We start from the raw sequence: 26,401 nt of genomic DNA, 5'->3' as shown, positions 1-26,401 counted from the left end.
TTTCGCGGCTGCCCGCTGCCCCGCGCAGGGCTAGTAGCTCAGCTTCGGATACCAGTCCTTGCCGCGGCCTTCGGGCGTCATGTCGAGCAGGTTCCACAGCGGCATCGGGTCGGGCGCGCCGCGCGGGTCCTGCCCCGGGTCGGCGGTGCCGGGGCTCATTTCGGCGGCCCAGAAATGGCGGATCACGTCGCCGTCGCGCTTGAACACGTTGAAGGCCGGGTTGTCGCCACCGCCGGGCTTCTCGCCGGCGTAGTCGTGGTTGAAGTCGTTGCCGGCCGATGAATAAAGCGGCAGATGGCGCCAGCCACGCTCCTTGGCAAAAGCCACCATGCGCTCGACGGGCGAGGTGGCGATCACCGCGAACGCCACACGCTGCAGGATGTCGGGCATGTGGCCGTCGTACGCGCTCAGCAGCGACGTGCACATGGGGCAGGGTCGCTCGCGTTGAGGGCCGAACATCCAGTTGTAGGTGATGAGGGTGGCGTGCGTGCCGAAGAGCTCGGAGAACTTCACCGGGCCTTCGACGCCCTGGAACAGATAGTCCTCCGGCACGGCGCCGCCCGGAGGCAGCGCGCGGCGCATTTCAGCGACGCGCTCGATGCGCCGGCGCAGGTCGATTTCTTCGGCCAGCAACTCCGTGCGCGCCTTGCGGTAGGCGGTGCTTTCGCCGGGGAAGCGAACGGGGTTGGACCTGGCGAGCTGGCTGGCGGACGCAAGGCCGGTGAATTCGGTGGGGGACGGCATGGCAGGGCACCTCCTGGAGGGCGAGTACGTTGCTGCGATGTTGATCGCCGTTCACGCACCACAGCAGTCCGTGTAATTCGCCTGCGCGGGGCGAATTTGTCCTACGCCGGCCCCCTGCTCAGCAGGCCGCATCAACCCAGCCTGCAGCTCAGGCGCCCAACGTGACCCGCGCTTCACTTCGTCACGTCGACGTCTCGCGATTCCGGCAGCATCCACGTCGCCCAGATGCTGATCGCGCTCATGATCACCACGTAGTAGGCCGGAGCCAGCGGGTTGTGAGTCACAGCGAGCAGCCAGGTGACGAGGAATTGCGTCGTGCCACCAAAGATCGACGTGCTGATCGCATAGACCAGCGACAGGCCCGTGCTGCGTACCGCGATGGGCAACAGCTCCGGTACGGCCACGAGGCCAGCGGCGCCGAAGATGGCCGTGAGCCCAGCAAGCATTGCCGTGACGCACAGCAGCGTGACCGCGCTCGGTGCACCGGACAACCACAGAAACAGCGGCACGATCAAAACCGTCAGCGCGATGCGCGGCAGCATGTTGACCGCCTTGCGACCATAGCGGTCGCATAACCAACCGCCCAGCAAAGCGAAGATGAAGGTCATGGCACCGCCCATCAGGATCGAGCCCTGTGCCACCGCCGGCCCCAGCTTGAGCACCTGAACCGCGTACGTGACCATGTAGTTGCCGACTTGCGAGGCCACCGCGACGGAGGCCGTGATCAGGACGCCAAGCACAAGAATGCGGCGGTGCTCCTTGAAGACCGAGCCCACGATCTGTGCTCCGGTTCGCCCGTGCGCGCCCTCGTGCGTCTCGGGAAGGCTGCGACGCATGTAGATCGCAATCGGGATGAGGACAAGGCTGAACAGGAAAGGCACTCGCCAGCCCCACGATGCGAGCTGGTCGGGTGACAACATGAGCGAGAGTGTCACGCCGAATACGCCGCCCACCGCGACCGCAATGCCCTGGCTCGCGATCTGCCAGCTGGAATAGAAGCCGCGCTTTCCGGGCGGGGCCGCCTCTATGAGCAGCGAGGTCGCGGGTCCGACCTCGCCGCCGAGCGCCAGGCCCTGCAGCAGCCGGCAGAAGACCACGATGATCGGCGCCGCGATGCCGATGCTCGCGTAGCTCGGCGTCGCCGCCAGGCCCAAGGTGCCGAAGGTGATGAGCACCACCGTGAGGATCATTGCGGGCTTGCGGCCCACCTTGTCCGCGAACGCGCCGATCAGCACGCCACCCAGGGGACGCGTGAAGAAGCCGACACCAAAGGTTGCCAGCGCGATCATCAGGCTGCCGAACTCCCCGCCGACCGGAAAGAAGGTGCGGCCGATGTAGACGGCGAAATAAGCGTAGATGACGAAGTCGTAGAACTCGAGGGCGTTACCGGCGACGGCGGCGGCAACGGCTTTGCGGCTGATCGCGCCGCTGGCGCTGGCGTCGCTGGCGCTGGCGCCGGTGCCGGCTGCAGCTGAAGCGCCGGCCGTGGTGCCGGAACGTGTCTCGCCGCCCGGGCGGACATCGACTGTGGTGCTGTTCATCGAGCGTCTCTCGGTATTTTGTGATTTGAAAAGCAGATCAGGCCGCGAGCGTTGCCGCGGCGTCTTCCTTGAGCCCGCGCAGGGCTTGCTGGCAGGCTTGTGCGCCCTGGTCCCAGACAGCCAGCTTCCAGTCGTCGGCATCCGGGAAGAAGGCGTCCCTCATTTCCTGTCGGATCGAAGCGGCCTTCACTGCGTCCGCGCAGCCGTGGCGATGCAGCCAGTGCTCGGCGCGCATGGCCGCAGAGACCCGCGACATGGGCCAGGTGCCGTACTCGAGGCAGATGCCCACATGCCGTGCCTGCGGGCATTCCTCGGCCAACGCGGTCTGGATCGGACCGGTCAACGGAATGCTGGTCGAGGTGCCGGTGGTGACGGAGGTGAGCGCGCCCCACCAGCGCGTTGCGCGCTCGAGCACGGCCTCGTCGAAGCTGGCGAAAATTCGCTCTCCCACGCCGTACGGGCCGAGGCCGGTATGGATGTCGATCGAAGCGAGTTCGCGAGCCCGCGGCGTGTAGGTCTTCAGGATCTGGCGAAAAGTCCGGTTGCTCCAAGCCGGCTCGCTGCCTCCGTAGTGAAGGCCGTCTGCGTGCACGTGCTGGCCGAGCGAGATGGCGCGCTGCAGCCCGCGCGCGCCATGGCGCTCGCGATAGGCATCGAGCAGGTCTTCCGTTGCCGGCTGTGGCGGCCATTCGGGCGGCAGCAGCAGGTCATGGATCTCGGCGTAGCCGGCATTGACCGGCAGCGGCTTGGAAAAGTCGACGAAGTTGCGGTTGAGGTCGATGTTCTCCTGCGTGGCGCGGCGCAGGTGCGAGAAGCCGTAGGGATTGACCGCATGAACGTAAAGCACGGCGAGGTCGTGCCGTGCCTGCTCTTGTACCGAAGCCCCGAGCTCGAGCATGCCGGTCTGGATCGCCGATCCGCAGAAGCCCTCCACCCCGTGCACGCCGCTGATGACCACCAGGACCTTCGATGCATCGGCGGGGCCGTCGAGCACGACATCGGTGGCCAGCACCTCGCCCTGCGCGCCGGCCAGCGAAAGCTCATGCGAGTCGACGGCAAGTCCGCGCCGCGCCGCGGCCTGGAGGAACTTGCCGCGTGCCTCTGAATAGCTGGCGCTGAAGAGCGCGATGATTTGTTTCTTGTCCAAAGGGAATGTCTCCGTGTGTTGTTCAAGTTGCTTCAGGGATGCCCAGGCGCTCTTGGCGGCGCAGGCGGCAGGCGTCCCCGAAGGCAGTGAAAAGAGCGCGCGCAAGGGGGCTGTCGTCGATGCGCATTTCGGGATGCCATTGGACGGCCAGTGCGAACTGCGGTGCCGACATGATCGAGAACGATTCGATCAACCCGTCGGGCGCGGTCGCTTCCACGCGCAGGCCCTCGCCAAGTCGCTCGATGCCTTGGTGATGCAACGAATTCACGACGGCGCGTGTGCCTCCGGCCAGCTGCGCGAGCAGGCCGCCTTCGACGATGTGCAGTTCGTGCCTGTCGTCGTACCAACGCTGGACCGGGCGGTCATGGTCGCCCTCGCGGTGGTCGAGGCGGCCCGGCTGCGCGTGCACGGCAGGCTCCAGGGTGCCGCCGTAGAGGACGTTGAGTTCCTGGAAACCGCGGCACACGGCAAGCACCGGAATGCCGGCGTCTATCAGCCGGGGCAGCAACGACAGGATCGTTGCGTCGCGCGCGAGGTCGATCTGCATGTCGGGGTGCGGCTCGCCGGCGCCATAGCGCGAGGGATGCACGTTGGAGGGGCTGCCCGTGAGCACGATGCCATCGATCGCTTCGATCAGGCTGTCGGCATCGATCGCGTCGCCGGCGGCCGGCAGCACCAGCGCAAGCGCCTTGGACACCTTGCCGACAGCGCGCACGTAGCCGTCCAGCGCCGCATGCGTTGCATGGCCATGCCACTCGATGAGATCGGACGCCACGACCACCACCGGCCGAAGGGCGGGGGAACGGGAGGAATTGGGTTTCATCGACGCGATCTGTTGAGTTCAGGTCGCAGTCTAGAAATCGATTAAAGTTTAGTAAATTGCAATTTATTCAGTAATAACTTGCAAATTGCGCAAGTGAGGCCATGAACACGCGGCAACTCAAACATTTTTTGGCGGTAATGGACCTGGGAACGCTCAGTGCGGCGGCGGAGCACGTTCACCTCAGCCTTCCTGCAATTTCGCGCAGCCTGAGCGCGCTGGAAAACGCGCTGGGGGTTCCCCTCTTCGATCGGCAAGGGCGGCGCCTGCGGCCCACCGCTTATGCCGATGCCTATGTCGAACGTGCTCGCCGCATCGTCTTCGACGAGAAGGAAGGCGCCCGGTCGCTGTCGCTCATGCGCGCCGGCGAGTTGGGAGCGTTGTCTTTCGGCATGGGTTCATCCATCGCCCGTTCCCTGTTGGGGCCCATGATGCTGCAGCTGGTGGCGGAGTCGCCCGGCCTCAGGCTCAGCGCGATGGTGCAAAGCTCGGACGTGCTGTTCGATGCGCTGGTCAAGGAGCGGCTCGATTTCTTCGTTGGCGATGTGCGCATGGCAGCGCGCGAGCCGGACCTGGTGGCAGAGGCCGCGTATGTGAGCACCTTCGGCTGGTTTGCGCGCGCCGGTCACCCGCTGGCCGGGCGCAAACGCATCGGCATGCCCGAACTCTCCGCCTATCCGATGGTGATGGCGGGGTACGCGGATCAATCGGTCATGCGCCGCATTGCGGAAACCTATGGTCTTTCGATGCCGCTGGAAGACCACTTCGCCATGAACACCGACGACGTGGGCACGATCCACACGCTGGTCACGTCGAGCGACGCCATTGCGCCGTCCACCGACATCGCCGTGATCTCGGCCTTGAGCGCCGGAACGATGGTGGCCCTCGACGTCGAGCCGCGGCTCGATCTGGACATGACGCTGGGCATCGTCAGACGCGCCGGCCGAACGCTGCTACCCGCCGCCGAGCGGGCGTTCGACATCGTGCGGGCATATTTTGCCGACGCTGCGCAGCAGATCGCACAGCAGCGCGGCCATGGCTCGGCCACGAAGACGGCCGCCGGTCGCCGGGGGCATCCGCGGTAGGTGGATCGCTCGCTACGGTGCACGAACCTTCGACAACGTGGCCCGAAGCATCAGCAACGCCTCGCAGCTACAACCCACCCTCACGGTGCAGCACCGCCGCCAGCTGCCGCAACCACTGCCCCGCAAAGCTCTGATGCGAATTGCCGATCACCGCACTGCCGGTGCGCTCCCGCCCCGTGCCCGGCAGCCCGGTGCATTCATGCAGCCGCACCCGAAAGCGCGCGTCGTGCGGTTGCGCCACGCCGTTGCCGTCCAGCTTCGCGGGAATGGGCCCGCCGTACGGGCTGGTCAGCGCCAGGTGTTCCACGCTGGGCAAGGCGATGCGGTCGACGCTCTGCACGCGGCAGTCCACGCGCGGCACGCCGGGTTCGTCGGCGATGAAGCGCGCGCTCGCGCCGGCCTCGATGCGTGGGAGAAAAGCCTCTTCGACATAGGCATCGACCTTCACGCCCTCGGGCGCAGCCACCTGCACCAGCCGCTCGCCGCGCGCCACCCATACGCCGGGCTGCAAGGCGCTGTTGAGGCTGACCACCACGCCGTCGAAGCTCGCGCGCAGCTGCAGCTGCTGGTTGAGCGCCACCAGGCCCGCCACCTCTTCCTTGGCACCTTCCAGGCGTTGCAGAAGACCCGCGCCGTTCTGCTGCAGCCGCTCTGAAAACGGTTGCTGTTCCAGCTGCCAGCGCAGTTGCTGCTCGCGCGCCTGCGCCAGGCCCAGTTGGCGCCGCAGGTCGGAAGAGTCGAGCGTCAGCAGCACCTGCTCGGCCTTCACGCTCTGGTGCACCGCCACCTGCATGCCCTGCACCTGCGCGGGTGCCGGCGCATAGAGCCACTGGGCCTGTTGCGCGCCCAGCACGGCCGGCGCCTCGACGCCGCGTGGCCATGGCACCAGCACAACCAGCAGCGCGACCAGCGCCAGCGCAGCACTGCGCAGCGTCTGGCGGTTCAGGCGCATGCGCGTGCGCTGCTGCCACCACACGGCCACTTCTTTCTGCACCGGCCGGGCTATGAACCAGCCCAGCTCCACCGCCAGCAGCAACACGCCCAGGGCCTTGAAGAACAGGCTGTAGACCAGGAAGGCGATGCCCAGGAACAGCACCAGCCGGTAGACCCACACCGCATACGCGAACACCACCAGCCCGCGCTGACGCCGCGGCGCAAAGGTTTCCGGCGGCGGCTCGCCCCAGCCGAACAGCCATTCGCGCAGCCGCCAGCGGCCCAGCGCGAATGCGCGTTCGTGCAGGTTGGGCACTTCCAGCCAGTCGCACATCAGAAAGTAGCCGTCGAAGCGCATGAACGGGCTGAGGTTGATCGCCAGCGTGACCAGCCAGGTGCTGGTGGCCAGCAGGAACACGCCGGCGCGCACCGGCCCGTCGGGCAGGAAGTTCCACAGCAGCGTGGCCACGGCCGCCAGCGCCAGTTCGGCGGCCATGCCCGCCGAGCTGATGAACAGCCGCGCGCGGCGCGAGGGCAGCTTCCACGCCTCGTTGGTGTCGGTGTAGAGCATGGGCACCATCACCATGAAGGCCACGCCCATGTTGGGCACGCGGCAGCCGTAGCGGTAGGCGGTGAAGGCATGGCCGAGTTCATGCGCCACCTTGGCCACGCTCAGCGCCAGGCCGATGGCCAGCACCCCCTGCCAGCTGCTGTAGCCGGCAAACTGGTGCATGAAGCTGTCCCACTGCTGCGCCACCAGGTACAGCCCCAGCGCGCCCACGCCCAGCATGGCCCACCAGAACCGCGGCGTGAACACCCAGCCGATGCGCGGCAGCATGGCGCGCAAAAAGGGCATCGGGCGCACCAGCGGAATGCGGAAGAACAGGTAGTGCTTGAGCAGCCACATCGCATGGCTCATGCGGGTGGCGTTGGCGTAGTGCGCCAAGCGCGTGTTGTCCTCAGCGCTGCGCGCCACCAGCAGGTGGTGGTGGCGCAGGAAGGCGAACACCGCCTCGATGTCGGCCTGCGACACCGCCAGCGTGGTGTCCTGCCGAATGGCGGCCAGCACCTTGGCGGCCTCGCGCAGCGACCAGCGCGACAAGATCTCGAACGCCGGCCAGCCGATCTGGAAGAAGCGGTTGTCGATCGGGTCGTGCAGCGTCCAGCTCGGCACACCGTCGGCGTCCGTCGGGCCGGGGTGAATGGCCAGCTCCTGGCGCAGCGGGGGCAGCGTGCTCAGGGGCGGCGGCGCCATGGCGTTGCCTGCCATCATCTCCATGGTGTGCACGGTGCGCGTCCTCGGCCTAGATGCCGAGCCACTGCCGCAGCGTGGTCAGCGGGCGGCGCAGCGCGTAGTAAAGCAAGGGCACGCGGCTGCCGTGCAGCTTGGCGGTGCCCATGAGGCCGATGCGCGGGAGCGTCTCGCCGGGCTTGAAGTCGGCCTTCAAGCGGTAGGCGATCTGCCCGTCGCGCGTGGGCTCGGCGCTGTAGGCCACCTGGGTCACCACGGCGTCGTAGCTGGACAGCGGGCTGGCGTTGGGGTACAGGCTCACGGCCGCGCCGGGCTCGGCGTCGAAGCGCTCGCCCACGGGCAGCCAGATCGACAGCTCCACCTTGCCGGGGTCGGCCAGCGTGAGCACGCGCTCGCCCAGCTGCACGGTCTTGCCCTGCCACTCGTTGACGTCGGAAATCACGGCAATGCCGTCGCGGTCGGCGCGCACCTGCACGCGGCCCATCAGCTCGTTGAGGTAGCCGAGCTCGACCTTCTTCTCCTGCAGCGCGCCGCGGCGCAGCGACATGTCGAGCTTGCCCTTGTCGTCGGTCACGGCCATCTGCGCCGACTGGCGGAACTCTTCCTGCGCGGTGTCGTAGGCCTTGCTGGCCACGGCCTGGCGCGCCTGCAGCGCCGCCTGGTCGAGGTTGAACAGCGGCGTGCCGGCGTTCACCGCCTGGTTGGGCTGCACCAGCACGCGGTCGACCACGCCGTCCTGCGGCGCGCGCACCAGGAACGGGTCTTTGGGCACGACTTCGGCCGGGGCCAGCACGCTCTTTTGCACCGGGAAGCAGGCCACCAGCACCGGCAGCAGCCACAGCCAGCGGCGGCGGCGGTTGCGCCGCAGGGCGTCGCGCAACCGGTGCAGCGCCGTGGGGCGCGGCGCGAAGGCGGCCAGCGCGTGGGCATAGCTGCCGCCGATTTCGGCGGCCAGCGCCAAGTCGTGCGGGGTCCAGGGCGTGTCAGCCGCGAACAGCAGGTAGCCGGTGGGCGCGGCGTCGCCGCGTTTCAGCGGCAGCCACAGCACGTGGGCGGGCAGCCACTCGCCCCATTCGGCGGCCAGCTCGGGCACGTCGGCCGGTGACAGCACCGCGATGGCGTCGCTTGCCGGCCTGCCGATGGCCGCACGAAAGAGCCGCGCCAGCCAGTGGATGTAGGGCGCGTTCGGGTTCGGCTCGGGCAAGCCCGACACCGCCGCCACGCGGCTGATGCCGGCCACCGCGGTGTCGACACGCCAGAACGCCGCTTGCCGGTAGCGCAGCACCTGCAGGCTTTCGTTGACCATGACGAAGGCCAGCGCCTGGGGGGTGGCCGCGTCGCGCGCGCGACGCGCCAGCTGCACCAGCCCGAGCAGTTGGGCGACCGGCTCGCTGACCGTGCCGCCGGGTGGTTCGGGCGAGGTGCTCAACGTGCAGGCGCGGATGGCGATGCAGGCGCGAACGTGGCCCAACCGCCCATGCCGGGCAGCAGGCCCGCGGGGTTGCCTTCGACCACGCCGGTCACGCCGATGGTCTGGCTGACCGGATCGATGCGCGCGCCCAGCCGTGCAATGCGCGCGCTCACCTGGGTGCCCAGTTCGTCGACCTGCACCTGGAACTTGCTGCCGACCTTCAGCCGCGAGAGCCACTGCGACGGCACGATCAGCTGCAGCTCCAGCTCGCTGGTGTCGATCAGGCCCATCAGCGGCGTGCCCGGCGTGACGTATTGGTAGGTTGCGGCCTGCCGCTTGGCAACGCGGCCATTGAAGGGCGCGCGAATCGTGCAGCGGCTGACCGTGGCCTGCGAGTACGCGACCTCGGCCGTGCCCTCGTTCACGCGGCCCTGGGCCTGTTGCAGCTCCAGTGCGCCGGTCGAGTTGAGCTCGGCCAAGCGCGTTTGCACCACCAGCGTCTGCTTCGCGGTGTCCAGCGTGGCGCGGGCCTTGCCCAGCTGCGCCTGGAACAGCGAGCAGTCGAAGGCCACAAGCGTCTGGCCGGCGCGGAAGGCGTCGCCTTCGCGCAGCGGCAGGCTGGAGATCTTCGCGGCCAGTTCGCTTGAAATGACCACCTCGTTGCGCGGTGCGAACTGGGTGCGGATGCGGTTGTCGGACGCGCCGGGCGCGTCGGCCGGGGCCTTCGCTGTGGCGGGCGCTGGCATGCCGGGCGTACCGGCCATGGCAGGCGGTGCGGCCTGCGCCATGCCGGCGCAGGCGGCCAGCACCATGCCGCCGCAGGTGGCCCGCACGGCCATGCGCAGAAGGTGACGGGCCAGCCTCATTGCGTCTTGCTCACTTCGTCGGCCCAGCGCGCTTCCATGCTGCCGACAGCACTGCGCAGCGCCGACAGGTCATGGCTGTCGATGCTTGCGGGCAGCGGGTCGAGGCCCAGCGTGCTGAGCATCTGGCCGTAGGCGTTCTGCATCGCGCCGTAGCTCTGGTACAGGCGCAGCTCGGAGGTGAGCGCGCTGGCGGCGGCGCGTACTTCCTGCAGCTTGCCGGTGGCGCTGGCGCGCGTGGCGTTGCGCACATGGCCCAGGAACTTCTGGTCGACGTCGTCCATGTCCTTGCTCAGCTCGTACTGGCGCAAGCGGCCGGTGTAGTCGCGCAGCGCGACATGGGTCTGCGTGAGCACGGCCATCGACACCGCCAGGTGCTGCTGCCTGGCCAGCTCTTCCTGGGCCTGCGCGTTGGCGCGGATCGACTGTGCGTTGATCAGGTTGAACAGGTTGAAGCTCACGCGCAGGCCGGCGTCGCGCCAGTTGCTGTTCACCAGAAAGCTGTTGCTGTCGTAGTGCTGGCCAATGCCGAACTCCAGGCCCGGCAGCAGCCGCGTGATGGCCTTCTTGGTCTCCAGCACGCTGATGCGCTCGTTGTAGCGCGCCTCCATCAGCTCGGGGCGCAGCAGCAGCGCGGTTTCTTCCATCTTGCCCACGGGCATCTTGAAAGAAGGCGCGGCCAGCGTGGTGGGCAGCGCAATGGTGAAGCGCGTGCCGGGCTCCAGGTTCATCAGCGACGCGAGTTGCGGCTTGGCCTGCGACAGCTCGTCGTTGATGGCCTCGAGCTGGCGGATCACGTCGAGCAGTTGGCGCTGGTAGTTCAGCACTTCCAGCGGGGCCATGAGCTTTTCTTGCTCGATCTTGCGGGAGTCGTCCAGCGCGCGGCGCGCGTCGCTCACCACCACGTCGATCTTGCTGCCCAGCTTCTCGGCGCCCGCGGCCTGCCAGTAGGCCTGGCGCACCTGCTGCATGACCTGGTGCACTGTCTTGCGGCGGCGCTCCTGGGCCACCAGCACGCGGTCGGCCTGCTGCTGCGACTGGAAGTAGCTCACGCCGAAGTCGAGCACGTTCCAGGTCAGGCCGAGGTCGCCGGTCACGCGGTCGCGGTCGGTCGAGGTGGAGGGCACCAAAGACTGCGCGCCGGTGGACAGGCTGCGCGACGACGACCCGTTCTCGTTGTTGCGCCCGGCGTAGCCGGCGGCCACGGTGAGCTGGGGCAGCAGGTCGTTCTGGCTCAGGTCGAGCTGGCGCTGGGCCAGCACCTCTTCCATGCGCTTCAGGCGGTAGTCGAGGTTGTATTTCAGCGCGCGGGCCATGGCCTCGTCCAGCGTCACCGGGCCGCTCAGGGCTTCCTGGTTGGCGGTGATGGCGGTGCGCTCGGTAACGATGGCGGCACGGCGCTCGCCCATCTCGATGGGGCGCGTCTGCATTGCGCAGCCGCTGAGCAACAGAACCGCCGCGGCGGCCAGCACGCTGAGTGCCCGGGGTGCTTCGAGTTTGGTCATGGTGAAGGAAGTCTTTTGTTGAATGGGGTGGTCGCGGTTCACGAAATTTCAGCCGGTGCCCGCGCGCCGTCGCGCTCGGTGCCTGCCGGGCTCAGGTGGCCCAGCAGCGCTGCGCCGTGAAGGTCTTGCGCGGGCTTGCCGAAGCGCGCGAACTGGTCGTCCAGGCTGGCACGGCCGGCGGCATGGCGCCCGGCGGCTGCCGGCGTGGGTGCGGGTGCGGGTGCGGGTGCGGGTGCGGGTGCCGGGGCGGCCGCTGAATCGAAGTTGAATTCGACCACGGTGCTGACCCGGTGGCCGAGGTTGTCGGTGGCAATCACCACGATCTTCACCACGCCCTTGGCGCCCGCCGGCGGCTCGCCGGAGAGCACCCCGCTGACGGGGTCGAAGCGCATCCACGCCGGCAGCGGCGAACCGCTGAACTGGCGCGCCTCGACGCTCACGACGGCGCCCGGGTCGCCCGACACGAAGGTGCCGTCCGGCAGGGTGAACGAAAAGCCGCGGCCCACGCGCAGCACATGCGAGCCCGAGTCGGGCACGGCCGTGAGGCCTTGCGCGTCGCTGTCGGGGAAGCGCACGAAGCCCGACACGCTGCGCACCAGCCGCGAAGCGTCGTAGTCGACCGTGCCCAGCGCGTCCAGCCGCAGGATGTGGTCGATGCTGAGCGGCGCCGCGGCCGACACCGGCACCAGCAGCGAGGTGCTGCGCTCGTCATGGCGCCAACCGTCGAGCGCACCGCCCACGGTGAGCGTGCCCACCTCGAACGGCACCGCCGCCACTGGCTCGTGCGCCTTGCGTTCGCCGAACAGCGAGCCGCCCAGCGCGGTGTCGATGACCGGTGTGAGCGTGGACACGTTGAGCTTGCGCGCTTCGCCGTCGAAGCCTTGCGTCATCGCGTTGCCTGCCGCATCGGTCACGGTACGGCCTGGGCGCAGGTCGAGCTGCAGCGTGCCTTCGCCGGTGATGTCGCTGACGGTCACGCGCCAGGTGAGCGCGTCGACACGGGTCACGCCGGTGATGCTGCCGCGCGTCTGGCCGGTGGTGCGCAACGCAAAGTCGGCGCTGCTCAGGCCGCTCACCGGCTCCGAGAAGTGCACGAGGTAGCTCGCGCCGCTGTCGTTGCCCTCTTCGAAGCCCAGGCCCGTGGCCGTCGGCGCGGTCACGTCGAGCACGTAGTTGGCAGACTGCGAGGTGCCCGCGCCGGCATTGCCCGCCGCATCGCTCACGCCGGCCAGGTTCAGGCTGATGGCGTTGGTGCCGGCGTTCAGGCCGGCCGTGGGCGTGAAGGTGGCGGTCCAGGTGATGCCGCCGTCGGTGCTGCTCACCGCCGACAGCGTGCCGTTGGCCACCGTGAGGTCTGCGTTGCCGAAGCCGCTCACGGCCTCCGAGAAGGTGATGGTTACCGTCGTGGTTTCGCCCGCGGCCAGCGCCGGGTCGGCCAGCACGATGGTGGCCGTGGGGCGCTGCGTGTCGATGGCGATCGACGGGGTGGTGCCCAGGCCGCCGTCGTTGCCCGCCGCGTCCGTGTAGCTGCCGGCCGCCACCGTGATGCTGGCCGCGCCGGCGTTCAGGTTGGCGCCTGGCGTGAAGGTGGCGGTGCGGGTCAGGCCCGTGCCGCTGATCGCGCCCAGCGTGCCGCCGCGCACCACGACGTCGCCGCCGGTGAAGCTCGCGCCCGGGTCTTCGCTGAAGGTGAAGGTGATGGTGGCGGTTTCTCCCGCCTTCACGGCGGCAACGTTGCTGCTGATGGCCAGGGTCGGCGGCAGCGTGTCGATGCTGATCGACGTGGCGCCTGCGCCGCCGGCGTTGCCCGCCGCATCGGCGTACGCGCCGCTCGCCACCGTGATGCTGGCCGTGCCGGAGGCCAGGCCCGCCGTGGGAGTGAAGGTGGCCGTGCGCGTCAGGCCCGTGCCGCTGAGGGCGCCGAGCGTGCCGCCGCTGAACGCGATGTCACCCGCGTCGAAGCTGGCGCCCGGGTCTTCGCTGAAGGTGAAGGTGATCGTCGCGGTCTCGCCCGCCTTGACGGCGCTCAGGTTGCTGGTGATGACCAGCGCCGGGGCCAGCGTGTCGATGCTGATCGCGGGTGTGGTGCCTGCGCCGCCGTCGTTGCCTGCGGCGTCGGTGTAGGTTCCCACCGCCACCGTGATGCTGGCCGCGCCCGCCGCCAAGCCTGCTGTTGGCGTGAACGTGGCCGTGCGCGTGAGGCCTGTGCCGCTGATCGTGCCGAGCGCACCACCGCTCACCACGATGTCGCTGTCGGTGAAGCTCACGCCCGGGTCTTCGCTGAAGGTGAACGTGATGGTCGCGCTCTCGCCGATCTTCACTGCGCCCACGTTGCTGCTGATGGCCAGCGTCGGTGGCAAGGTGTCGATGCTGATTGCAGGCGTGGTGCCTGCGCCGCCGTTGTTGCCCGCGGTGTCCGTGTAGCTGCCGGCGGCCACCGTGATGCTGGCCGCGCCCGTCGCCAGGCCCGCCGTTGGCGTGAACGTGGCCGTGCGTGTGAGGCCCGTGCCGCTGATGGTGCCGAGCGTGCCGCCGCTCACCGCGATGTCGGTGTCGACAAAGCTCGCGCCCGGGTCTTCGCTGAAGGTGAAGGTGATCGTCGCGGTCTCGCCCGCCTTCACGGCACCCACGTTGCTGCTGATGGCCAGCGTGGGCGGCAGCGTGTCGATGCTGACCGACGTGGCGCCTGCCGCGCCGGTGTTGCCCGCCGCGTCCGTGTAGCTGGCAACCGCCACGGTGATGCTCGCCGTGCCCGTCGCCAGGCCTGCTGTCGGCGTGAAGGTGGCTGTGCGCGTCAGGCCGCTGCCGCTGATGGCGCTCAGCGTGCCGCCGCTCACCGCGATGTCGCTGTCGATGAAGCTGGCGCCCGGGTCTTCGCTGAACGTGAAGGTGATCGTCGCGGTCTCGCCCGCCTTGACGGCGCTCACGTTGCTGGAGACGGTCAAGGTGGGCGCCACCGTGTCGATGCTGATCGACGGCGTGGTGCCGGCCGCGCCGGTGTTGCCCGCCGCGTCGGCGTAGACGCCGCTCGCCACGGTGATGCTGGCCGCGCCCGTTGCCAGGCCAGCCGTTGGCGTGAACGTGGCCGTGCGCGTGAGGCCAGTGCCGCTGAGGGTGCCCAGCGTGCCGCCGCTCACCACGATGTCCGTGCCGATGAAGCTCGCGCCCGGGTCTTCGCTGAAGGTGAAGGTGATCGTTGCGGTCTCGCCGATCTTCACCGCACCCACGTTGCTGGTGATGCCCAGCGTTGGGGGCAAAGTGTCGATGCTGATCGACGGTGTGGTGCCCGCGCCGCCGTTGTTGCCCGCGGTGTCCGTGTAGTTGCCGGCTGCCACCGTGATGCTCGCCGAGCCCGTCGCCAGGCCTGCTGTCGGCGTGAACGTGGCCGTGCGCGTCAGGCCTGTACCAGTGATCGCACCGAGCGTGCCGCCGCTCACCACGATGTCCGTGCCGATGAAGCTCGCACCCGGGTCTTCGCTGAAGGTGAAGGTGATGGTCGCGGTCTCGCCCGCCTTCACGGCACCCACGTTGCTGGAGATGGCCAACGTGGGCGCCAGCGTGTCGATGCTGATCGCGGGCGTGGTGCCTGCGCCGCCGCCGTTGCCTGCGGCATCCGTGTAGTTGCCGGTCGCCACCGTGATGCTGGCCGCGCCGGTCGCCAGGCCTGCCGTGGGCGTGAACGTGGCCGTGCGCGTCAGGCCCGTGCCGCTGAGGGTGCCGAGCGTGCCTCCGCTCACCACGATGTCCGTGCCGATGAAGCTCGCGCCCGGGTCTTCGCTGAAGGTGAAGGTGATCGTTGCGGTCTCGCCGATCTTCACCGCACCCACGTTGCTGGTGATGGCCAACGTGGGCGCCAGCGTGTCGATGCTGATCACGGGCGTGGTGCCAGCGCCGCCGTCGTTGCCCGCGGCGTCCGTGTAGTTGCCGGCTGCCACGGTGATGCTGGCCGTGCCCGTTGCCAGGCCAGCCGTTGGCGTGAACGTGGCCGTGCGCGTGAGGCCCGTGCCGCTGAGGGTGCCCAGCGTGCCGCCGCTCACCACGATGTCCGCGCCGATGAAGCTCGCACCCGGGTCTTCGCTGAAGGTGAAGGTGATGGTCGCGGTCTCGCCGATCTTCACCGCACCCACGTTGCTGCTGATGCCCAGCGTGGGGGCGAGGGTGTCGATGCTGATCGACGGCGTGGCGCCTGCGCCGCCGTTGTTGCCCGCGGCGTCCGTGTAGTTGCCGCCTGCCACGGTGATGCTGACCGAGCCGCTCGCAAGGCCGGCGGTCGGCGTGAACGTGGCGGTGCGCGTCAGGCCCGTGCCGCTGAGGGTGCCGAGGGTGCCGCCGCTCACCGCGATGTCCGTGCCGATGAAGCTCGCGCCCGGGTCTTCGCTGAAGGTGAAGGTAATGGTGGCGGACTGGCCGGCCTTCAGCGCCGGGACGTCGCTGCTGATGGTCAGCGTGGGCGCCTGCGTGTCGATCACGATCGCCTGGTTGGCGCCAAGCGAGCCGGCCGCGCCGGGCGACGCCAGGGTCAACGTGGCGTTGTTGCCGGTCAGGTCGCGGATGCTGCCGCCATTGAGCGCCAGTGCGCTGGTGGCGAGGTAGTCGAGGTCGGCGCTGGTGTCGCCGGCTTGCACCGTGTAGCGGAACGTCAGCGTGCCGGTGCCGCTGCCGCTCAGGTAGCTGGCGGGCCGATCGGTGCTGCCTGTTTCCAGCGTGATCTGCGGCGTGCCCGTCACGTAGACGTTCTCGCTGAAGTTGACCTGAATGTCGATGACATCGCCGGCCTTGTGCGCGCCGTTGGCCGCGCTGGCGGTGACCGAGCTCACGGTCGGCGGCGTGGTGTCCACGTTGGACACGGTGACGCCGTTGGTGGTGTCGGCGACGGTGAGGGCCACGTCGGCGCCTTGCGCCCAGTCTTCCCCGGCCGACAGGTTGTAGACGGTGCCGCCGGTCGAGCTGGCGCCGGCCTTGTTCATCAGCGCGGCCAGGCCCGCGGCGTCCGCGAGGCTGAGCTGCAGCGTGAAGCTGGTGCCCGAGGTGATCTCTACGTTGGCGGTGTCGGTCAGCGTGTAGGTGGCGCCGCCCTGACCGGTGAGCGTCAGCTTGTTGGCCACGATGTCGTTGGCGGCGCCCGCCGCATGCGTGAAGCCCGTGCCCGTGACCACCAGCACGCCAGCGCCCGCGTCGTAGGTGGCACTGGTGATGGTGGGCAGCGCGACGTTGCCCACGGCAATGCCGTTGCCCGTCAGGTCGGCCACCGCCACGGCCGCGTCCGCACCCGCGGCCCAGTCTTCGGCGGCCGCCAGGTTGTAGGGGGTGGTGCCGGTCGACGCGGTGCCGGCCTTGTTGACGATCTGGTTCAGCATCGCGCGGTCAGTGGCGCTCAGCACCAGCGTGAACGACGTGGCCGAGGTGATCTCCACATTGGCGGTGTCGCTCAGCGTGTAGGTAGCGCCGCCTTCGCCGGTGAAGGTGAACTTGTTGGCCACGATGTCGTTGGCCGCGCCGCTCAGGTGCGCGAAGCCGCTGCCGGTAACGACCACGGTGCCGGTGCCTGCGTCGTAGGTGGCGCTGGTGATGGTGGGCACGGGCACGTTGCTGACCGTGACCACGTTGCCCGCATCGGCAATGTCGCCGCCCGTGACCGTGCTGTTCCAGTCGTCGGCGGCGCTCAGGCCGTAGCTTGCGCCGCCGGTCGAGGCCACGCCGTTGCGGTTGAACAGCGCGGCCACGCCCGCCACGTCGGCGCCGCTGAGCGTCACGCTGAAGCTGGTGCCGCTGGTGATTTCCACGTTCGACGTGGTCGACAGCGTGTAGCTGGCACCGCCTTCACCGGTGAAGGTGAGCTTGCCAAGGGTGATGTCGTTGGTGGCACCCACGGTTCTGACGAGGCCCGTGCCGCTGACGGTCAGCACATGCGTGTTGGCGTCGTAGGTGGCCGAGGTGATGGTGGGCGCGGTGACGTTCGACACGGTCACTGCATTGCCTGTCAGGTCGGCAGCCGTCGTTCGGCTGGCGTCCCAGCTGGCGGCCGCGCTCAGGTTGAACGTGGTGGTATCGACGGCCAATGCGCCATTCCTGTTCAGGATGCCGTTGATGGCGAGCCGGTCGGCCGCGTTCAGCGTGACGGAGAACGCGGTGGCGCTGATTGCCGTCACGTTGGCGCTGGTCAACGTGTAGGCGCCGCCCTGGCCGCTCAGCGAGAGCTTGGACACATCGATGGTGTCCCCGGTGGTCATGTTGAGCGCGCCGACAGTCAGCACGCCGGTGCTGGCGTCGTAGCTGGCGCTGGCGATGTTGGGCGGCACGTTGGACACCGTCACGGCGTTGAGCGTGAGGTCGGCAATGTCGCCACCGGTGACGGTGCTGTTCCAGTCGTCGGCCGCGGCAATGTTGTAGGTCGTGCCGCTGCCGGACGACGTGCCGCTCTTCGTGAACAGCGCGGCCACGCCAGCGATGTCGGCGCCCGTCAGCGTCACGGCGAAGCTGGTGCCGCTGGTGATTTCCACGTTGGACGTGGTCGACAGCGTGTAGGTGTTGCCGTTCTCACCGGTGAAGGTGAGCTTGCCGACGGTGATGTCGTTGGCCGCGCCCAGCGTCTGAACCAGCCCGGTGCCGGTGACGGTCAACACATGCGTGGTGGCGTCGTAGGTGGCCGAGGTGATCGTGGGTGCGACGACGTTGGAGACGGTCACGGCATTGCCGGTGGTGTCCGAGTCGGCCGGGGTCGTCGTGTCCCAGTTGATGGCCGCCGCCAGGTTGAATGGCGTGCCGCCAGCCGAACTGGTGCCGGCCTTGTTGAGGATGCCGCCGATGGCAAGTTTGTCGGCGGCGTTCAGCGTGACCGAGAAGGCATTGGCACTGCCGGTCACGTTGCCCGTGGTCAGCGTGTAGCTGCCGCCCTCGCCCGTCAACGACAGCTTGCTCACGTCGATGGTGTCGCCGGCGTGCATGGTGCCGGTCACTGCCAGGACGCCCGTGGTGGCGTCGTACGTGGCGCTACCAATCACGGGGGCGACGTAAGTCGTGTTCTGCGTGGCGCCGCCTCCGGTGGTGACAAGCTGGACGGTGGCCCCGCCGGCACCCCCGTTGCTGGACACGGTCGACTTGCCTCCCGTGCCGCCAGTGGCGGCGTTGCCGGTGGTCAGGCGTCCGGCGGTCGAGGCGTCGAGCTTCACGGTGCCACCGACGTTCCAGATGGCGGCGACGGCTGCACCGCCATCGCCTCCGTTGCCGGTGTGCGACTGCGCGCCTGTATATGCACCGCCCCCGCCCCCGCCACCCGCCGCCACATTGCCCGTGACCGCGCTGTTGAGCATGGTCAGGGTGCCGGCGTTGTAGATACCGGCCACGGCAACGCCGCCCTTGCCGCCGCCATAGTCATAGCCCGCGCCACCGCCGCCGCCGCCAATGCTGATTGACCCGTTGTTCGCCGTGGCGCCGGTGCCGCCAGAGGTGTAGCCCGCGTAGGTACCGCCACTCCCGCCGGTAGCCGAGCCACCTTTTCCGCCCAGGAACTGGCTGGGAGATTTCACATAGCCGCCGCCGTTGCCCCCCACGCCTGCCGACGCGCTGCCGCCGGGATAGAACCCCGGGTTGTCTCCACCGGCGCCGCCCGGGGTCGTGCCGAAACCACCGCCACCGCCGCCGCCGCCACCGCCGCCGCCGATCTGGCTGCCGGCACCGCCGCCGCCGGCCGCCTTGTTGCCCGCGATGCTGCTGTTGGTGATCAACAAGGTGCCGGCGTTGTAGATGCCGGCACCGAGTGCATCGCCACCCGCTCCGCCAACCACTCCGCTCCCCAGGTCCCCGCCCTTGCCGCTCAGGAAACCGTTGGTGATCGTCAGCGCGTTGAGCGTGACATTGCCGGTCGTGATGTTGAACACGCGCGACTGGTTGTTGGCGTCGATCGTGACATGGGGCGTGGTGCCGCCCGGGGCGCCATCGATGGTCAGGCTCTTGTCGATCACCAGTTCGCCCGCCGCCAGCGTCACGTTGGTGGTGGCGCCGTTGAACACGATGGTGTCGTTGGCCGCCGCCCAGTGAATCGCCTCGCGCAGCGACAAGCCTCCGCCGTCGGCGTTGTCGGCGGCAAAGTTGACACCGAAGGTGGCATCGGCACCCGTGTCCAGACCCGTCGTCACGGTGAGCTGCGCCAGGCTGTGGTCATAGGCCTGCAGCGAGGCCTGTGCAAACGGCGATGCCGCCTCGATGTGGCCGGTGGTCACCTCCAGCACCCAGTCGCCGCCCGCGCCGGTGCGGTTGCTCGACGCCGCAATGTCGGCGCCGGTCAGGCCGGCCAGTTGGCCCATCAGTTGCGCGCCGTCTTCGCCGGCGCCGGTGTTGCAGCTGTACAGCAGGATGTCGCCGCCCGCCACGATGCCTTGGCCGATGCGGGCGAAGTCCGCGCTGTGCGCCTGCACCGTGCTGTTGTCGATGAAGGTGGTGCCCAGCCAGAGGTTGCCCTCGTAGCCGTGCGCCAGCACGTGCACCGCGCTGGCGCCGGGGTGGGCGCTCAGATAGTCGGCCATCTGCTTCACGCCGTCGGCGTTGGCGGAGAGGTAGACCACTTCGGCGTCGGGCGAAATGCCCTTGAGCAATTCGGCGCTGTCTTCCACGCGGCTGTCGATGAAGACGACGTCGTGCGCGGGGGTGGCCACAAGGGTCGACAGGGCGGCGCTGGCCGCCACGGTGCGGCTGGCGTCGGTGGTTGCGGCTGCTGCTGGCGCGGTGTCGGTCGCAGCGCTTTTCACAGGCGCGACAACGGGCGCGACGGTGGGAGCCACCGGGGCGGGCGCGGAGGGTTGCGTTTCGCGCGGCGCCACGGCGGACGGTGCATCGACCGGGGCCACGGCAGGGTGGGCCGCGGGTGCCAGTGCCGTGTCGGCGGCGTGCGAGGCCGTCGGGTCGTTGGCCACCGCGGTGGCCACGGCGGCGCCGTCGAACATGATGCGCGGCTCCAGCGCCATCATGTGGACCTTGCCGGCGCGCGGCATGGCGCTGGGATTGGCGCCGGGATGGGTGGTGGGGCCGGCGTCGGCGCTGCCGCCCGATCGCTTGCCCTTGCGCGCGGTGTGCTCGCCCACGGCCACGAAGGACTGCGTGATCTCGTTCCAGAGGGTGCTGAAAATGCGGTTCATGCGTTGTTGTCCTGCTTGGCCTGTGAGGGCGCCTGGGCACCCGTGGGCGCATGGGTGGGTGCGTCGGTGGATGCGTCGGCGGGTCGGGCGGTGATCACGCTGGCGCGGCTGTTGGCGCCGTCCTGCCAGAAATTCATGTTCGTGTACTGCGCGAAAAGATCGGGCGGCAGCACGGTGCGGCGCGGCTTCAGCGAGACCTCGGGGCGCACCTTGTGCAGGCCGGCCACGCCCAGCGCGGTGTCGAACTCGGGCGCGTCGAACGCCAGGTTGCGAAAGTCGTGGCCCTCGAACCAGGGCTCGCCGATGAACTGGTAGACCAGCGGCAGCACCTTGTCGGGCGCGTTGGCCAGCAGGTCGTAGTCGACCACCAGCAGCGAGCCGGCCTGCTCGCTGTAGAAGGCTTCCTTGATCGCCGTCCAGGCAAAGCCGACCAGCCGGTTGCGCTGCGACAGCGTTTCCACGCGGCTGTAGACGGTGTTGCGCTCGGTGGCGTCGTTGAACAGCCGGGTGTTCTCGTACGGGTTGGCGCGGTACAGCCGCTCGATGCTGTCCATGACCCATGCCACGTTGCGCACGCAGGCGATCACCTTGGCGTCGGGGAACAGGTCGCGCACGGCGGGCAGCTTGGCCGACCAGAGGCGGTTGGTGTCGAAGACGACGCCGCCTTCGGGCTTGTCCGCGTAGTAGCTGGAGAAAAGGCCGCGCAGCAGGCGCTGGCGTTGCTCGGTGGTGACGACCGGGCCAAACTCGGAGCCGGCGCCAACTTGATCGAGCAGGCTGCTCACGAACGCGCCGACCGGGCTCGTCATGCCGGCATGGAACCGGGGATTCTGCCGCAGGATGGCGGACAGCAACGTGGAGCCCGAGCGCGGCATGCCCGAGATGAAGTGGATCTTGTTGTTCATGTTGACTGCAGCGTTCGCTGCGCAGTGCTGCAGCCTGCAGACACTGCTTGCCTTGACCTGTTGTTTTGCTCCCCTGGGCCTCAAAGCGCCGTTTCGTCAGGGATTGTAAGTAAAGGTTATAGGCTACTTCAGAGTATTACCATTCGTCCATGTTTTTCAACAATTTGTCGGGCGATTTGTCCTCTGTGCGATGCATTTGGTTGACGGGTCTTTCAGGCGCAGGCAAGTCGACCATCGCGGGCCAGCTGCACCAGCGCTTGAGCGCGCAAGGGCTGGCCAGCTGTGTGCTCGATGGCGACCGGCTGCGCACCGGGCTCAACGCGGACCTGGGGTTTTCCGAGGCTGACCGCATAGAGAACGTGCGCCGCGTGGGTGAAGTCGCCAAATTGATGGCCGAAGCGGGGCTGATCGTGCTGGTAGCGGTGATTTCGCCCTACCGGGAACAACGCCGCCTCGCCCGCGGGCTGTTTGCCGAGGGCGAATTCGTGGAAGTGTTTGTCGATGCGCCGCTCCTCGAATGCGAGCGGCGCGACACCAAAGGCCTTTACGCCAAGGCGCGCCGGGGCGAGCTGAAAAACTTCACCGGCATCGACAGCGAGTACCAGGCGCCGGAAGCACCCGAGCTGCGGCTGTCGACGGTGGAGATGGATGCGCAGACCTGCGTGGCGCTGGTTTTGCGGCGACTCGGCCTGACGGACTGAAGCGACTGCGGACGCGCTGACCCGGATGCATGGCAGGCGCCATTGGCGCGCCACCCCGCCGGCATGGCAGAAAATCGGCACCCTCCCCTCGTTGCTCCGACGAATGCACGCCCGCATGCCCCCCGTTCTCTACTCCTTCCGCCGCTGCCCCTACGCCATGCGCGCCCGCCTGGCGCTGGTCGCCAGCGGCCAGTCTTGTGAATTGCGCGAGGTGGCGCTGAGGCACAAGCCGCCCGAGCTGCTCGCGGCCTCGCCCAAGGGCACGGTGCCGGTGCTGCTGACCGAAGAAGGCACGGTGCTCGAACAAAGCCTCGACGTGATGCTGTGGGCCCTGCGTCGCAATGACCCGCAGCGCTGGCTGCAGCCAGACATCGGCACGCTCGATGACCTGCTCGCACTGGTGGCCGCATGCGACGAGCAATTCAAGCCCCAACTAGACCGCTACAAGTACCCCGCCCGCCATGCCGATGGCGGCGAGCCGGCCCGCGCGCGCGGCGCGCAGTTTCTGCACGGGCTCGAAGCCAGGCTCTCGACGGCGCCCCATCTGGCGGGAGACCACGCCACGCTTGCCGATGCCGCGCTCATGCCCTTCGTGCGCCAGTTCGCGATGGTCGATGCCGCGTGGTTCGACGCCCAGCCCTGGCCGCGGCTGCACGCATGGCTCGCGGGCTGGACCGCGTGCGCGCTGTTCGAGCGCGCCATGCACAAGTACGCGCCGTGGCAGAGCGGCGAAGCCGGCGTCGACTTTCCGCCGGCCTGAATGTCGGCCTGAGCGGGTCAGCCCTCAGCCTTCATCGCCACTGCAGACGCCCGCTGAATGCACTCGATGAAGTGCTGCGCCGCCGGTGTCGTCAGTTGCCCGCGCCGGCGCACCACGCACACGTTGAGCATCGGCAGTTGCTCCTCGATGTCCACGCGGCGGATGCCGTGGCGCTTGAAGGTGAGCTTGACCAGCGGCTCGACGAACAGGCCAATCAGGTCCATGTGCCCCACCAGCCCCAGCGCCACCGTGACCGACTGGCCCTGGATGATGCGCGACGGCGGCGGCAGCCCCAGCGGCGTGAACAGCGGCGCCACCGACTCGCGCCCGCGGTGGTCGTCGCCCGGCAGGATCCACTCGGCCGCGTACAAGTCGAGCAGCGAGCGCGCCCCGCGCAGCGGATGGCGCGTGCGCATGCCCACCACCAGTTGCACCGGAAACAGCTCCAGCGCCTCGAACTGCGCGTCGAGCGTGCCGGGCACCACGTGCGCCACCGCAAAGTCGAGGTAGCCGTCGCGCAGCCGCGCGAGCATCCACGGCAGCACCGCCTCGCTGAACTGCACGTCGACCGCGGGCAGGCGCGTGTGAAAGTCCTTGAAGGCCGCGGGCAGCACGGTGAGCGCGAACGAGGCGCTCACGGCCATCGAAACCGAGCCGGTGGCGCCATCGCGAATCTGCGCAATCTCGTCGCGGGCGCGCTGCATGTCGGCCAGCAGCAGCCGCGCGCGCGGCGCAAAGACCTGGCCAAACTCGGTCAGGCGCACGCCCTTCACGCTGCGCTCCACCAGCGGCGCGCCCACCTCACGCTCCAGCTCGCGCACGATCTTGGTCACCGCCGGCTGGGAAATGCCCAGCACGCGGGCGGCGGCGCGAATGCTCATCTGCTCGACCACCGCCACGAAGGCGTGCAGCTGGTTGGGTTTCATGGGATGCGCTTCACGGGGGTACGTCGGGTAAGGCAGGTACTCAGGGTAGACCACAAGACAACCAAAAGTTATCGTCGCGGCCCGATTATTGTCTTTTCATGACAGCGGCGAGTCACTAGCATCCGGCGCGGCAGAGGGCTTGCATGCCGCATGCATGCCCTCTGCCGACACTCTCCCCGCAAAGCACCCACTGGACAGACATGAGCATCGCAAGCAACCGGCCGTCAGCGTCGTCATCCCCCGCGCACAGGCGCCAGACCATCGTGGCCACCACGATCGGCAACGGGCTGGAGTTTTTCGACTTCACCGTCTACGGCTTTCTGGCGCTGGTGATCGGCAAGCTGTTCTTTCCGACCTTCAACTCGTACGGCCAGCTGCTGCTGACGGTGGCCAGCTTTGGCGTGGGTTTCATCATGCGGCCGCTGGGCGGCATCGTGATTGGCGCGTATGCCGACCGCGCGGGCCGCAAGAAGGCCATGACGCTGACCATCTTCCTGATGGCGCTGGGCTGCGCGCTGATCGCCTTCACGCCCACCTACGCGGCCATTGGGGTGGCGGCGCCCATCGTCATCGTGCTGGCGCGGCTCATTCAGGGCTTTTCGGCCGGCGGCGAGGTGGGTGCATCGACCACGCTGCTGGTCGAACACGCCACGCCCGCCAACCGCGGCTACATGGCCAGCTGGCAGTTCGCCAGCCAGGGCCTGGGCGTGCTGCTGGGCGCAGTGGTGGTGGGCGTGCTGACGTCCACGCTCTCGCCCGAGGCCATGCTGAGCTGGGGCTGGCGCGTGCCGTTCTTCCTGGGCATGCTGATTGCGCCGGTGGGCATGTACATCCGCCGCCACCTCGAAGAGTCTTTGCACATCTCGCCCGAAGAAGCCGCCGCGCCGCGCGAGAGCAGCCTGAAGATCGTCTGCACGCAGCACAGCAAGACGGTGCTGGCGGCCATCCTGTCGCTGGTGGGCGGCACCACGGCCGCCTATGTGGTCACCTTCTACATGCCGACCTACGCGGTGCGCGAGCTGGGCTTCACGCCGTCGGTGGCGCTGTTCGGCGCGGCGCTCACGGGGCTCATCTCGTTCGGCTTCGCGCCCTTCGTGGGCAAGCTGTCGGACAAGGTGGGCCGCAAGCCGCTGATTCTGTGGGCCCGCGTTGCGCTGGCTGTGCTGATCTACCCGGGCTTCTTGTGGCTCAACGCCTCGCCCACGCCGGCGGTGCTGTTCACCGTGCTGGGCGTGTTCAGCTTTGGCCTGGTGGTGCAGACGGTGCCCGGCATCACGATGCTGCCGGAGATGTTTCCCAAGGCGGTGCGCGCCAGCGGCATGTCGCTGGTGTACAGCGTGGGCGTGGCCCTGTTCGGCGGCTTCGCGCCCTTCATCAGCACCTGGCTGCTGAACGCCACCGGCAGCAAGCTGGCGCCGGCCTGGTACCTGGTGGCGATGACGCTGGTGTCGCTGCTGGGCCTGCTCTGGTTGCGCGACCATACGGGCCGCGACATCGATGCCGCGGGCGCGCACGTCAACGGCTGACCACTTTCACTGATCTCACGACAAGCAACGCACAGGAACCCACTTCATGCCAACCCAACGCAGCGCCGCCACACGGTATTTCTCGGGCACCTACGTCGAAGCCCGCGCCAAGTTTCTGGAGGCTGCCGCCCAGCGCGGCGCGGCCGTCGAGTCTTTCGTGCACCCCGAGCACCGCGGTGCGCTCGGCGAAGAGCTGGCCACCGACGTTGCGCTCATTGGCGCCATCGACGCGAAGAAGGTGCTGCTGGTGACATCGGGCACGCACGGGCCCGAAGGCTTCTGCGGCTCGGGCACGCAGGTGGCCACGCTGAACGACGCCGACCTGCTCGCACGGCTGCAGCAGGCCGGCGTGGCGCTGCTGCTGGTGCATGCGGTCAACCCGCATGGGTTTTCGCACCTGCACCGCACGAACGAAGACAACATCGACCTGAACCGCAACCACATCGACTTCAACGCGCCGCTGCCGGTGAACGCGGCGTATGCCGAAGTCGAGCCGCTGGTGCTGCCCGCCACCTGGCCGCCGACACCCGCCGACGACGCGGCCGTGGCCGCCTACATCGGCCAGCACGGCATGACCGCCTTTCGCGCGGCCGTGACCAAGGGCCAGTACACCTCGCCCGACGGCCTCTTCTACGGCGGCACCGCGCCGTCGTGGAGCAACAAGACCATCCGCGCCATCCTGCGCAAGTACGCGGCCGCGGCCACGCACCTGGGCTGGATCGACGTGCACACCGGCCTGGGCCCTTACGGCCACGGCGAGAAGATCTACCCCGGCCGCAACACGCCCGAAGACCTGGCGCTGGCCCATGCCTGGTGGGGCGCCGACGTGTTCGCGCCGTTCGCGGGTGACTCGGCCTCGGCCGACGTGTCGGGCCCGGTCATTTCCACCGCGTACGACGAATGCCCGAACGCGCGCGTGGCGCCGATGGGGCTGGAGTTCGGCACGCTGCCCGACCTCGAAGTGCTGGTGCGCCTGCGGGCCGACACCTGGTTGCGCCGCCACCCGGAGGCACCTGAGTCGCAGAAACGCGAAATTCGTGCGCAGCTGCGCGACGCTTTCTACTGCGACAACGAGGAGTGGAAGGGCATGGTGCTGGGGCAGACGCGCGTGGTGCTGCTGCAGACGCTGCAGGGCCTGAAGAAGGCCTGAT

The 26,401-nt window shown here is 68.6% G+C and carries 16 protein-coding genes; 5 read left to right on the top strand and 11 right to left on the bottom strand.

Translation table 11 applies throughout. From position 1 onward, the window contains the following. Nucleotides 1–30: 30 nt before the first annotated feature. The 4 genes from VLK31_RS18170 to VLK31_RS18155 all read right to left on the bottom strand — a co-directional run bounded on the left by VLK31_RS18170 (nt 31) and on the right by VLK31_RS18155 (nt 4,255). Nucleotides 31–744 (bottom strand): DUF899 family protein, encoded by a 714-nt coding sequence (locus VLK31_RS18170; RefSeq protein ID WP_409169827.1) that lies wholly within the window; start codon nt 742–744, stop codon nt 31–33. 173 nt (nt 745–917) lie between these two features. Further along, nucleotides 918–2,285, bottom strand: coding sequence for an MFS transporter (locus VLK31_RS18165; RefSeq protein WP_409169826.1), 1,368 nt, complete (start codon nt 2,283–2,285; stop codon nt 918–920). A 37-nt stretch (nt 2,286–2,322) separates the two neighbouring features. Next, the gene (locus VLK31_RS18160; protein ID WP_409169825.1) at nt 2,323–3,432 is read right to left on the bottom strand and encodes a M14 family metallopeptidase; all 1,110 of its coding nucleotides are present in this window, start codon (nt 3,430–3,432) and stop codon (nt 2,323–2,325) included. A 22-nt stretch (nt 3,433–3,454) separates the two neighbouring features. Beyond that, nucleotides 3,455–4,255, bottom strand: coding sequence for a gamma-glutamyl-gamma-aminobutyrate hydrolase family protein (locus VLK31_RS18155; RefSeq protein WP_409169824.1), 801 nt, complete (start codon nt 4,253–4,255; stop codon nt 3,455–3,457). 101 nt (nt 4,256–4,356) lie between these two features. Here VLK31_RS18155 and VLK31_RS18150 point away from each other — a divergent pair, with 101 nt between their 5' ends. Then, on the top strand, nt 4,357–5,337 hold the full coding sequence (locus tag VLK31_RS18150) for a LysR family transcriptional regulator (RefSeq protein WP_409169823.1): 981 nt from the start codon (nt 4,357–4,359) through the stop codon (nt 5,335–5,337). A gap of 67 nt (nt 5,338–5,404) precedes the next feature. Here the strand turns inward: VLK31_RS18150 and VLK31_RS18145 are convergent, their stop codons facing one another. From VLK31_RS18145 to VLK31_RS18120, 6 genes are read right to left on the bottom strand one after another with little or no spacing between them, the layout of a single operon-like run. Further along, nucleotides 5,405–7,549 carry an HlyD family efflux transporter periplasmic adaptor subunit gene (locus VLK31_RS18145; RefSeq protein ID WP_409170033.1) on the bottom strand — a complete coding sequence of 715 codons (2,145 nt, stop codon included), beginning with the start codon at nt 7,547–7,549 and terminating at the stop codon, nt 5,405–5,407. Between the two features lie 25 nt (nt 7,550–7,574). Next, complete coding sequence (locus tag VLK31_RS18140) at nt 7,575–8,951, bottom strand: efflux RND transporter periplasmic adaptor subunit (RefSeq protein ID WP_409169822.1); 1,377 nt, start codon at nt 8,949–8,951, stop codon at nt 7,575–7,577. Next, nucleotides 8,948–9,799, bottom strand: coding sequence for an efflux RND transporter periplasmic adaptor subunit (locus VLK31_RS18135; protein WP_409169821.1), 852 nt, complete (start codon nt 9,797–9,799; stop codon nt 8,948–8,950). The genes VLK31_RS18140 and VLK31_RS18135 overlap by 4 nt, the downstream gene beginning before the upstream one ends. Further along, on the bottom strand, nt 9,796–11,301 hold the full coding sequence (locus VLK31_RS18130; protein WP_409169820.1) for a TolC family protein: 1,506 nt from the start codon (nt 11,299–11,301) through the stop codon (nt 9,796–9,798). Before VLK31_RS18130 ends, VLK31_RS18135 begins: the two co-directional genes overlap by 4 nt. A gap of 38 nt (nt 11,302–11,339) precedes the next feature. Next, a complete protein-coding gene (locus VLK31_RS18125) occupies nt 11,340–20,432 on the bottom strand; it encodes an Ig-like domain-containing protein (RefSeq protein WP_409169819.1) in 9,093 nt (3,030 codons plus the stop codon). Beyond that, the gene (locus tag VLK31_RS18120; RefSeq protein WP_409169818.1) at nt 20,429–21,337 is read right to left on the bottom strand and encodes a sulfotransferase family protein; all 909 of its coding nucleotides are present in this window, start codon (nt 21,335–21,337) and stop codon (nt 20,429–20,431) included. Before VLK31_RS18120 ends, VLK31_RS18125 begins: the two co-directional genes overlap by 4 nt. A gap of 149 nt (nt 21,338–21,486) precedes the next feature. On the opposite strand from VLK31_RS18120, the gene cysC reads away from it, so the two are divergent. Then, nucleotides 21,487–22,038 carry an adenylyl-sulfate kinase gene (gene cysC / locus VLK31_RS18115; protein WP_409169817.1) on the top strand — a complete coding sequence of 184 codons (552 nt, stop codon included), beginning with the start codon at nt 21,487–21,489 and terminating at the stop codon, nt 22,036–22,038. A gap of 115 nt (nt 22,039–22,153) precedes the next feature. Further along, nucleotides 22,154–22,798 (top strand): glutathione S-transferase, encoded by a 645-nt coding sequence (locus VLK31_RS18110; protein WP_409169816.1) that lies wholly within the window; start codon nt 22,154–22,156, stop codon nt 22,796–22,798. Nucleotides 22,799–22,815: 17 nt separating this feature from the next. Here VLK31_RS18110 and VLK31_RS18105 read toward each other — a convergent pair whose 3' ends face one another. Beyond that, nucleotides 22,816–23,724: a LysR substrate-binding domain-containing protein gene (locus VLK31_RS18105; protein ID WP_409169815.1), complete on the bottom strand. Its 909-nt coding sequence runs from the start codon at nt 23,722–23,724 to the stop codon at nt 22,816–22,818. A gap of 200 nt (nt 23,725–23,924) precedes the next feature. On the opposite strand from VLK31_RS18105, the gene VLK31_RS18100 reads away from it, so the two are divergent. Then, a complete protein-coding gene (locus VLK31_RS18100; protein WP_409169814.1) occupies nt 23,925–25,250 on the top strand; it encodes an MFS transporter in 1,326 nt (441 codons plus the stop codon). 46 nt (nt 25,251–25,296) lie between these two features. Continuing rightward, on the top strand, nt 25,297–26,400 hold the full coding sequence (locus VLK31_RS18095) for a M14 family metallopeptidase (protein ID WP_409169813.1): 1,104 nt from the start codon (nt 25,297–25,299) through the stop codon (nt 26,398–26,400). Nucleotide 26,401: the final 1 nt, after the last annotated feature.

The sequence above is a fragment of the Variovorax sp. H27-G14 genome, from assembly GCF_046156345.1.
Lineage (GTDB): Bacteria > Pseudomonadota > Gammaproteobacteria > Burkholderiales > Burkholderiaceae_C > Variovorax.
Note: the sequence above shows the minus strand (reverse complement) of the source record. Positions and strands in the feature narration are given on the sequence as shown.

Excerpts from the sequence above, each read along its gene's own strand:
- VLK31_RS18170 (WP_409169827.1), bottom strand. The coding sequence starts at position 744 with ATGCCGTCCCCCACCGAATTCACCGGCCTTGCGTCCGCCAGCCAGCTC.
- VLK31_RS18165 (WP_409169826.1), bottom strand. The coding sequence starts at position 2,285 with ATGAACAGCACCACAGTCGATGTCCGCCCGGGCGGCGAGACACGTTCC.
- VLK31_RS18155 (WP_409169824.1), bottom strand. The coding sequence starts at position 4,255 with ATGAAACCCAATTCCTCCCGTTCCCCCGCCCTTCGGCCGGTGGTGGTC.
- VLK31_RS18150 (WP_409169823.1), top strand. The coding sequence starts at position 4,357 with ATGAACACGCGGCAACTCAAACATTTTTTGGCGGTAATGGACCTGGGA.
- VLK31_RS18145 (WP_409170033.1), bottom strand. The coding sequence starts at position 7,549 with ATGGAGATGATGGCAGGCAACGCCATGGCGCCGCCGCCCCTGAGCACG.
- VLK31_RS18135 (WP_409169821.1), bottom strand. The coding sequence starts at position 9,799 with ATGAGGCTGGCCCGTCACCTTCTGCGCATGGCCGTGCGGGCCACCTGC.
- VLK31_RS18130 (WP_409169820.1), bottom strand. The coding sequence starts at position 11,301 with ATGACCAAACTCGAAGCACCCCGGGCACTCAGCGTGCTGGCCGCCGCG.
- VLK31_RS18125 (WP_409169819.1), bottom strand. The coding sequence starts at position 20,432 with ATGAACCGCATTTTCAGCACCCTCTGGAACGAGATCACGCAGTCCTTC.
- VLK31_RS18120 (WP_409169818.1), bottom strand. The coding sequence starts at position 21,337 with ATGAACAACAAGATCCACTTCATCTCGGGCATGCCGCGCTCGGGCTCC.
- cysC (WP_409169817.1), top strand. The coding sequence starts at position 21,487 with ATGTTTTTCAACAATTTGTCGGGCGATTTGTCCTCTGTGCGATGCATT.
- VLK31_RS18110 (WP_409169816.1), top strand. The coding sequence starts at position 22,154 with ATGCCCCCCGTTCTCTACTCCTTCCGCCGCTGCCCCTACGCCATGCGC.
- VLK31_RS18105 (WP_409169815.1), bottom strand. The coding sequence starts at position 23,724 with ATGAAACCCAACCAGCTGCACGCCTTCGTGGCGGTGGTCGAGCAGATG.
- VLK31_RS18100 (WP_409169814.1), top strand. The coding sequence starts at position 23,925 with ATGAGCATCGCAAGCAACCGGCCGTCAGCGTCGTCATCCCCCGCGCAC.
- VLK31_RS18095 (WP_409169813.1), top strand. The coding sequence starts at position 25,297 with ATGCCAACCCAACGCAGCGCCGCCACACGGTATTTCTCGGGCACCTAC.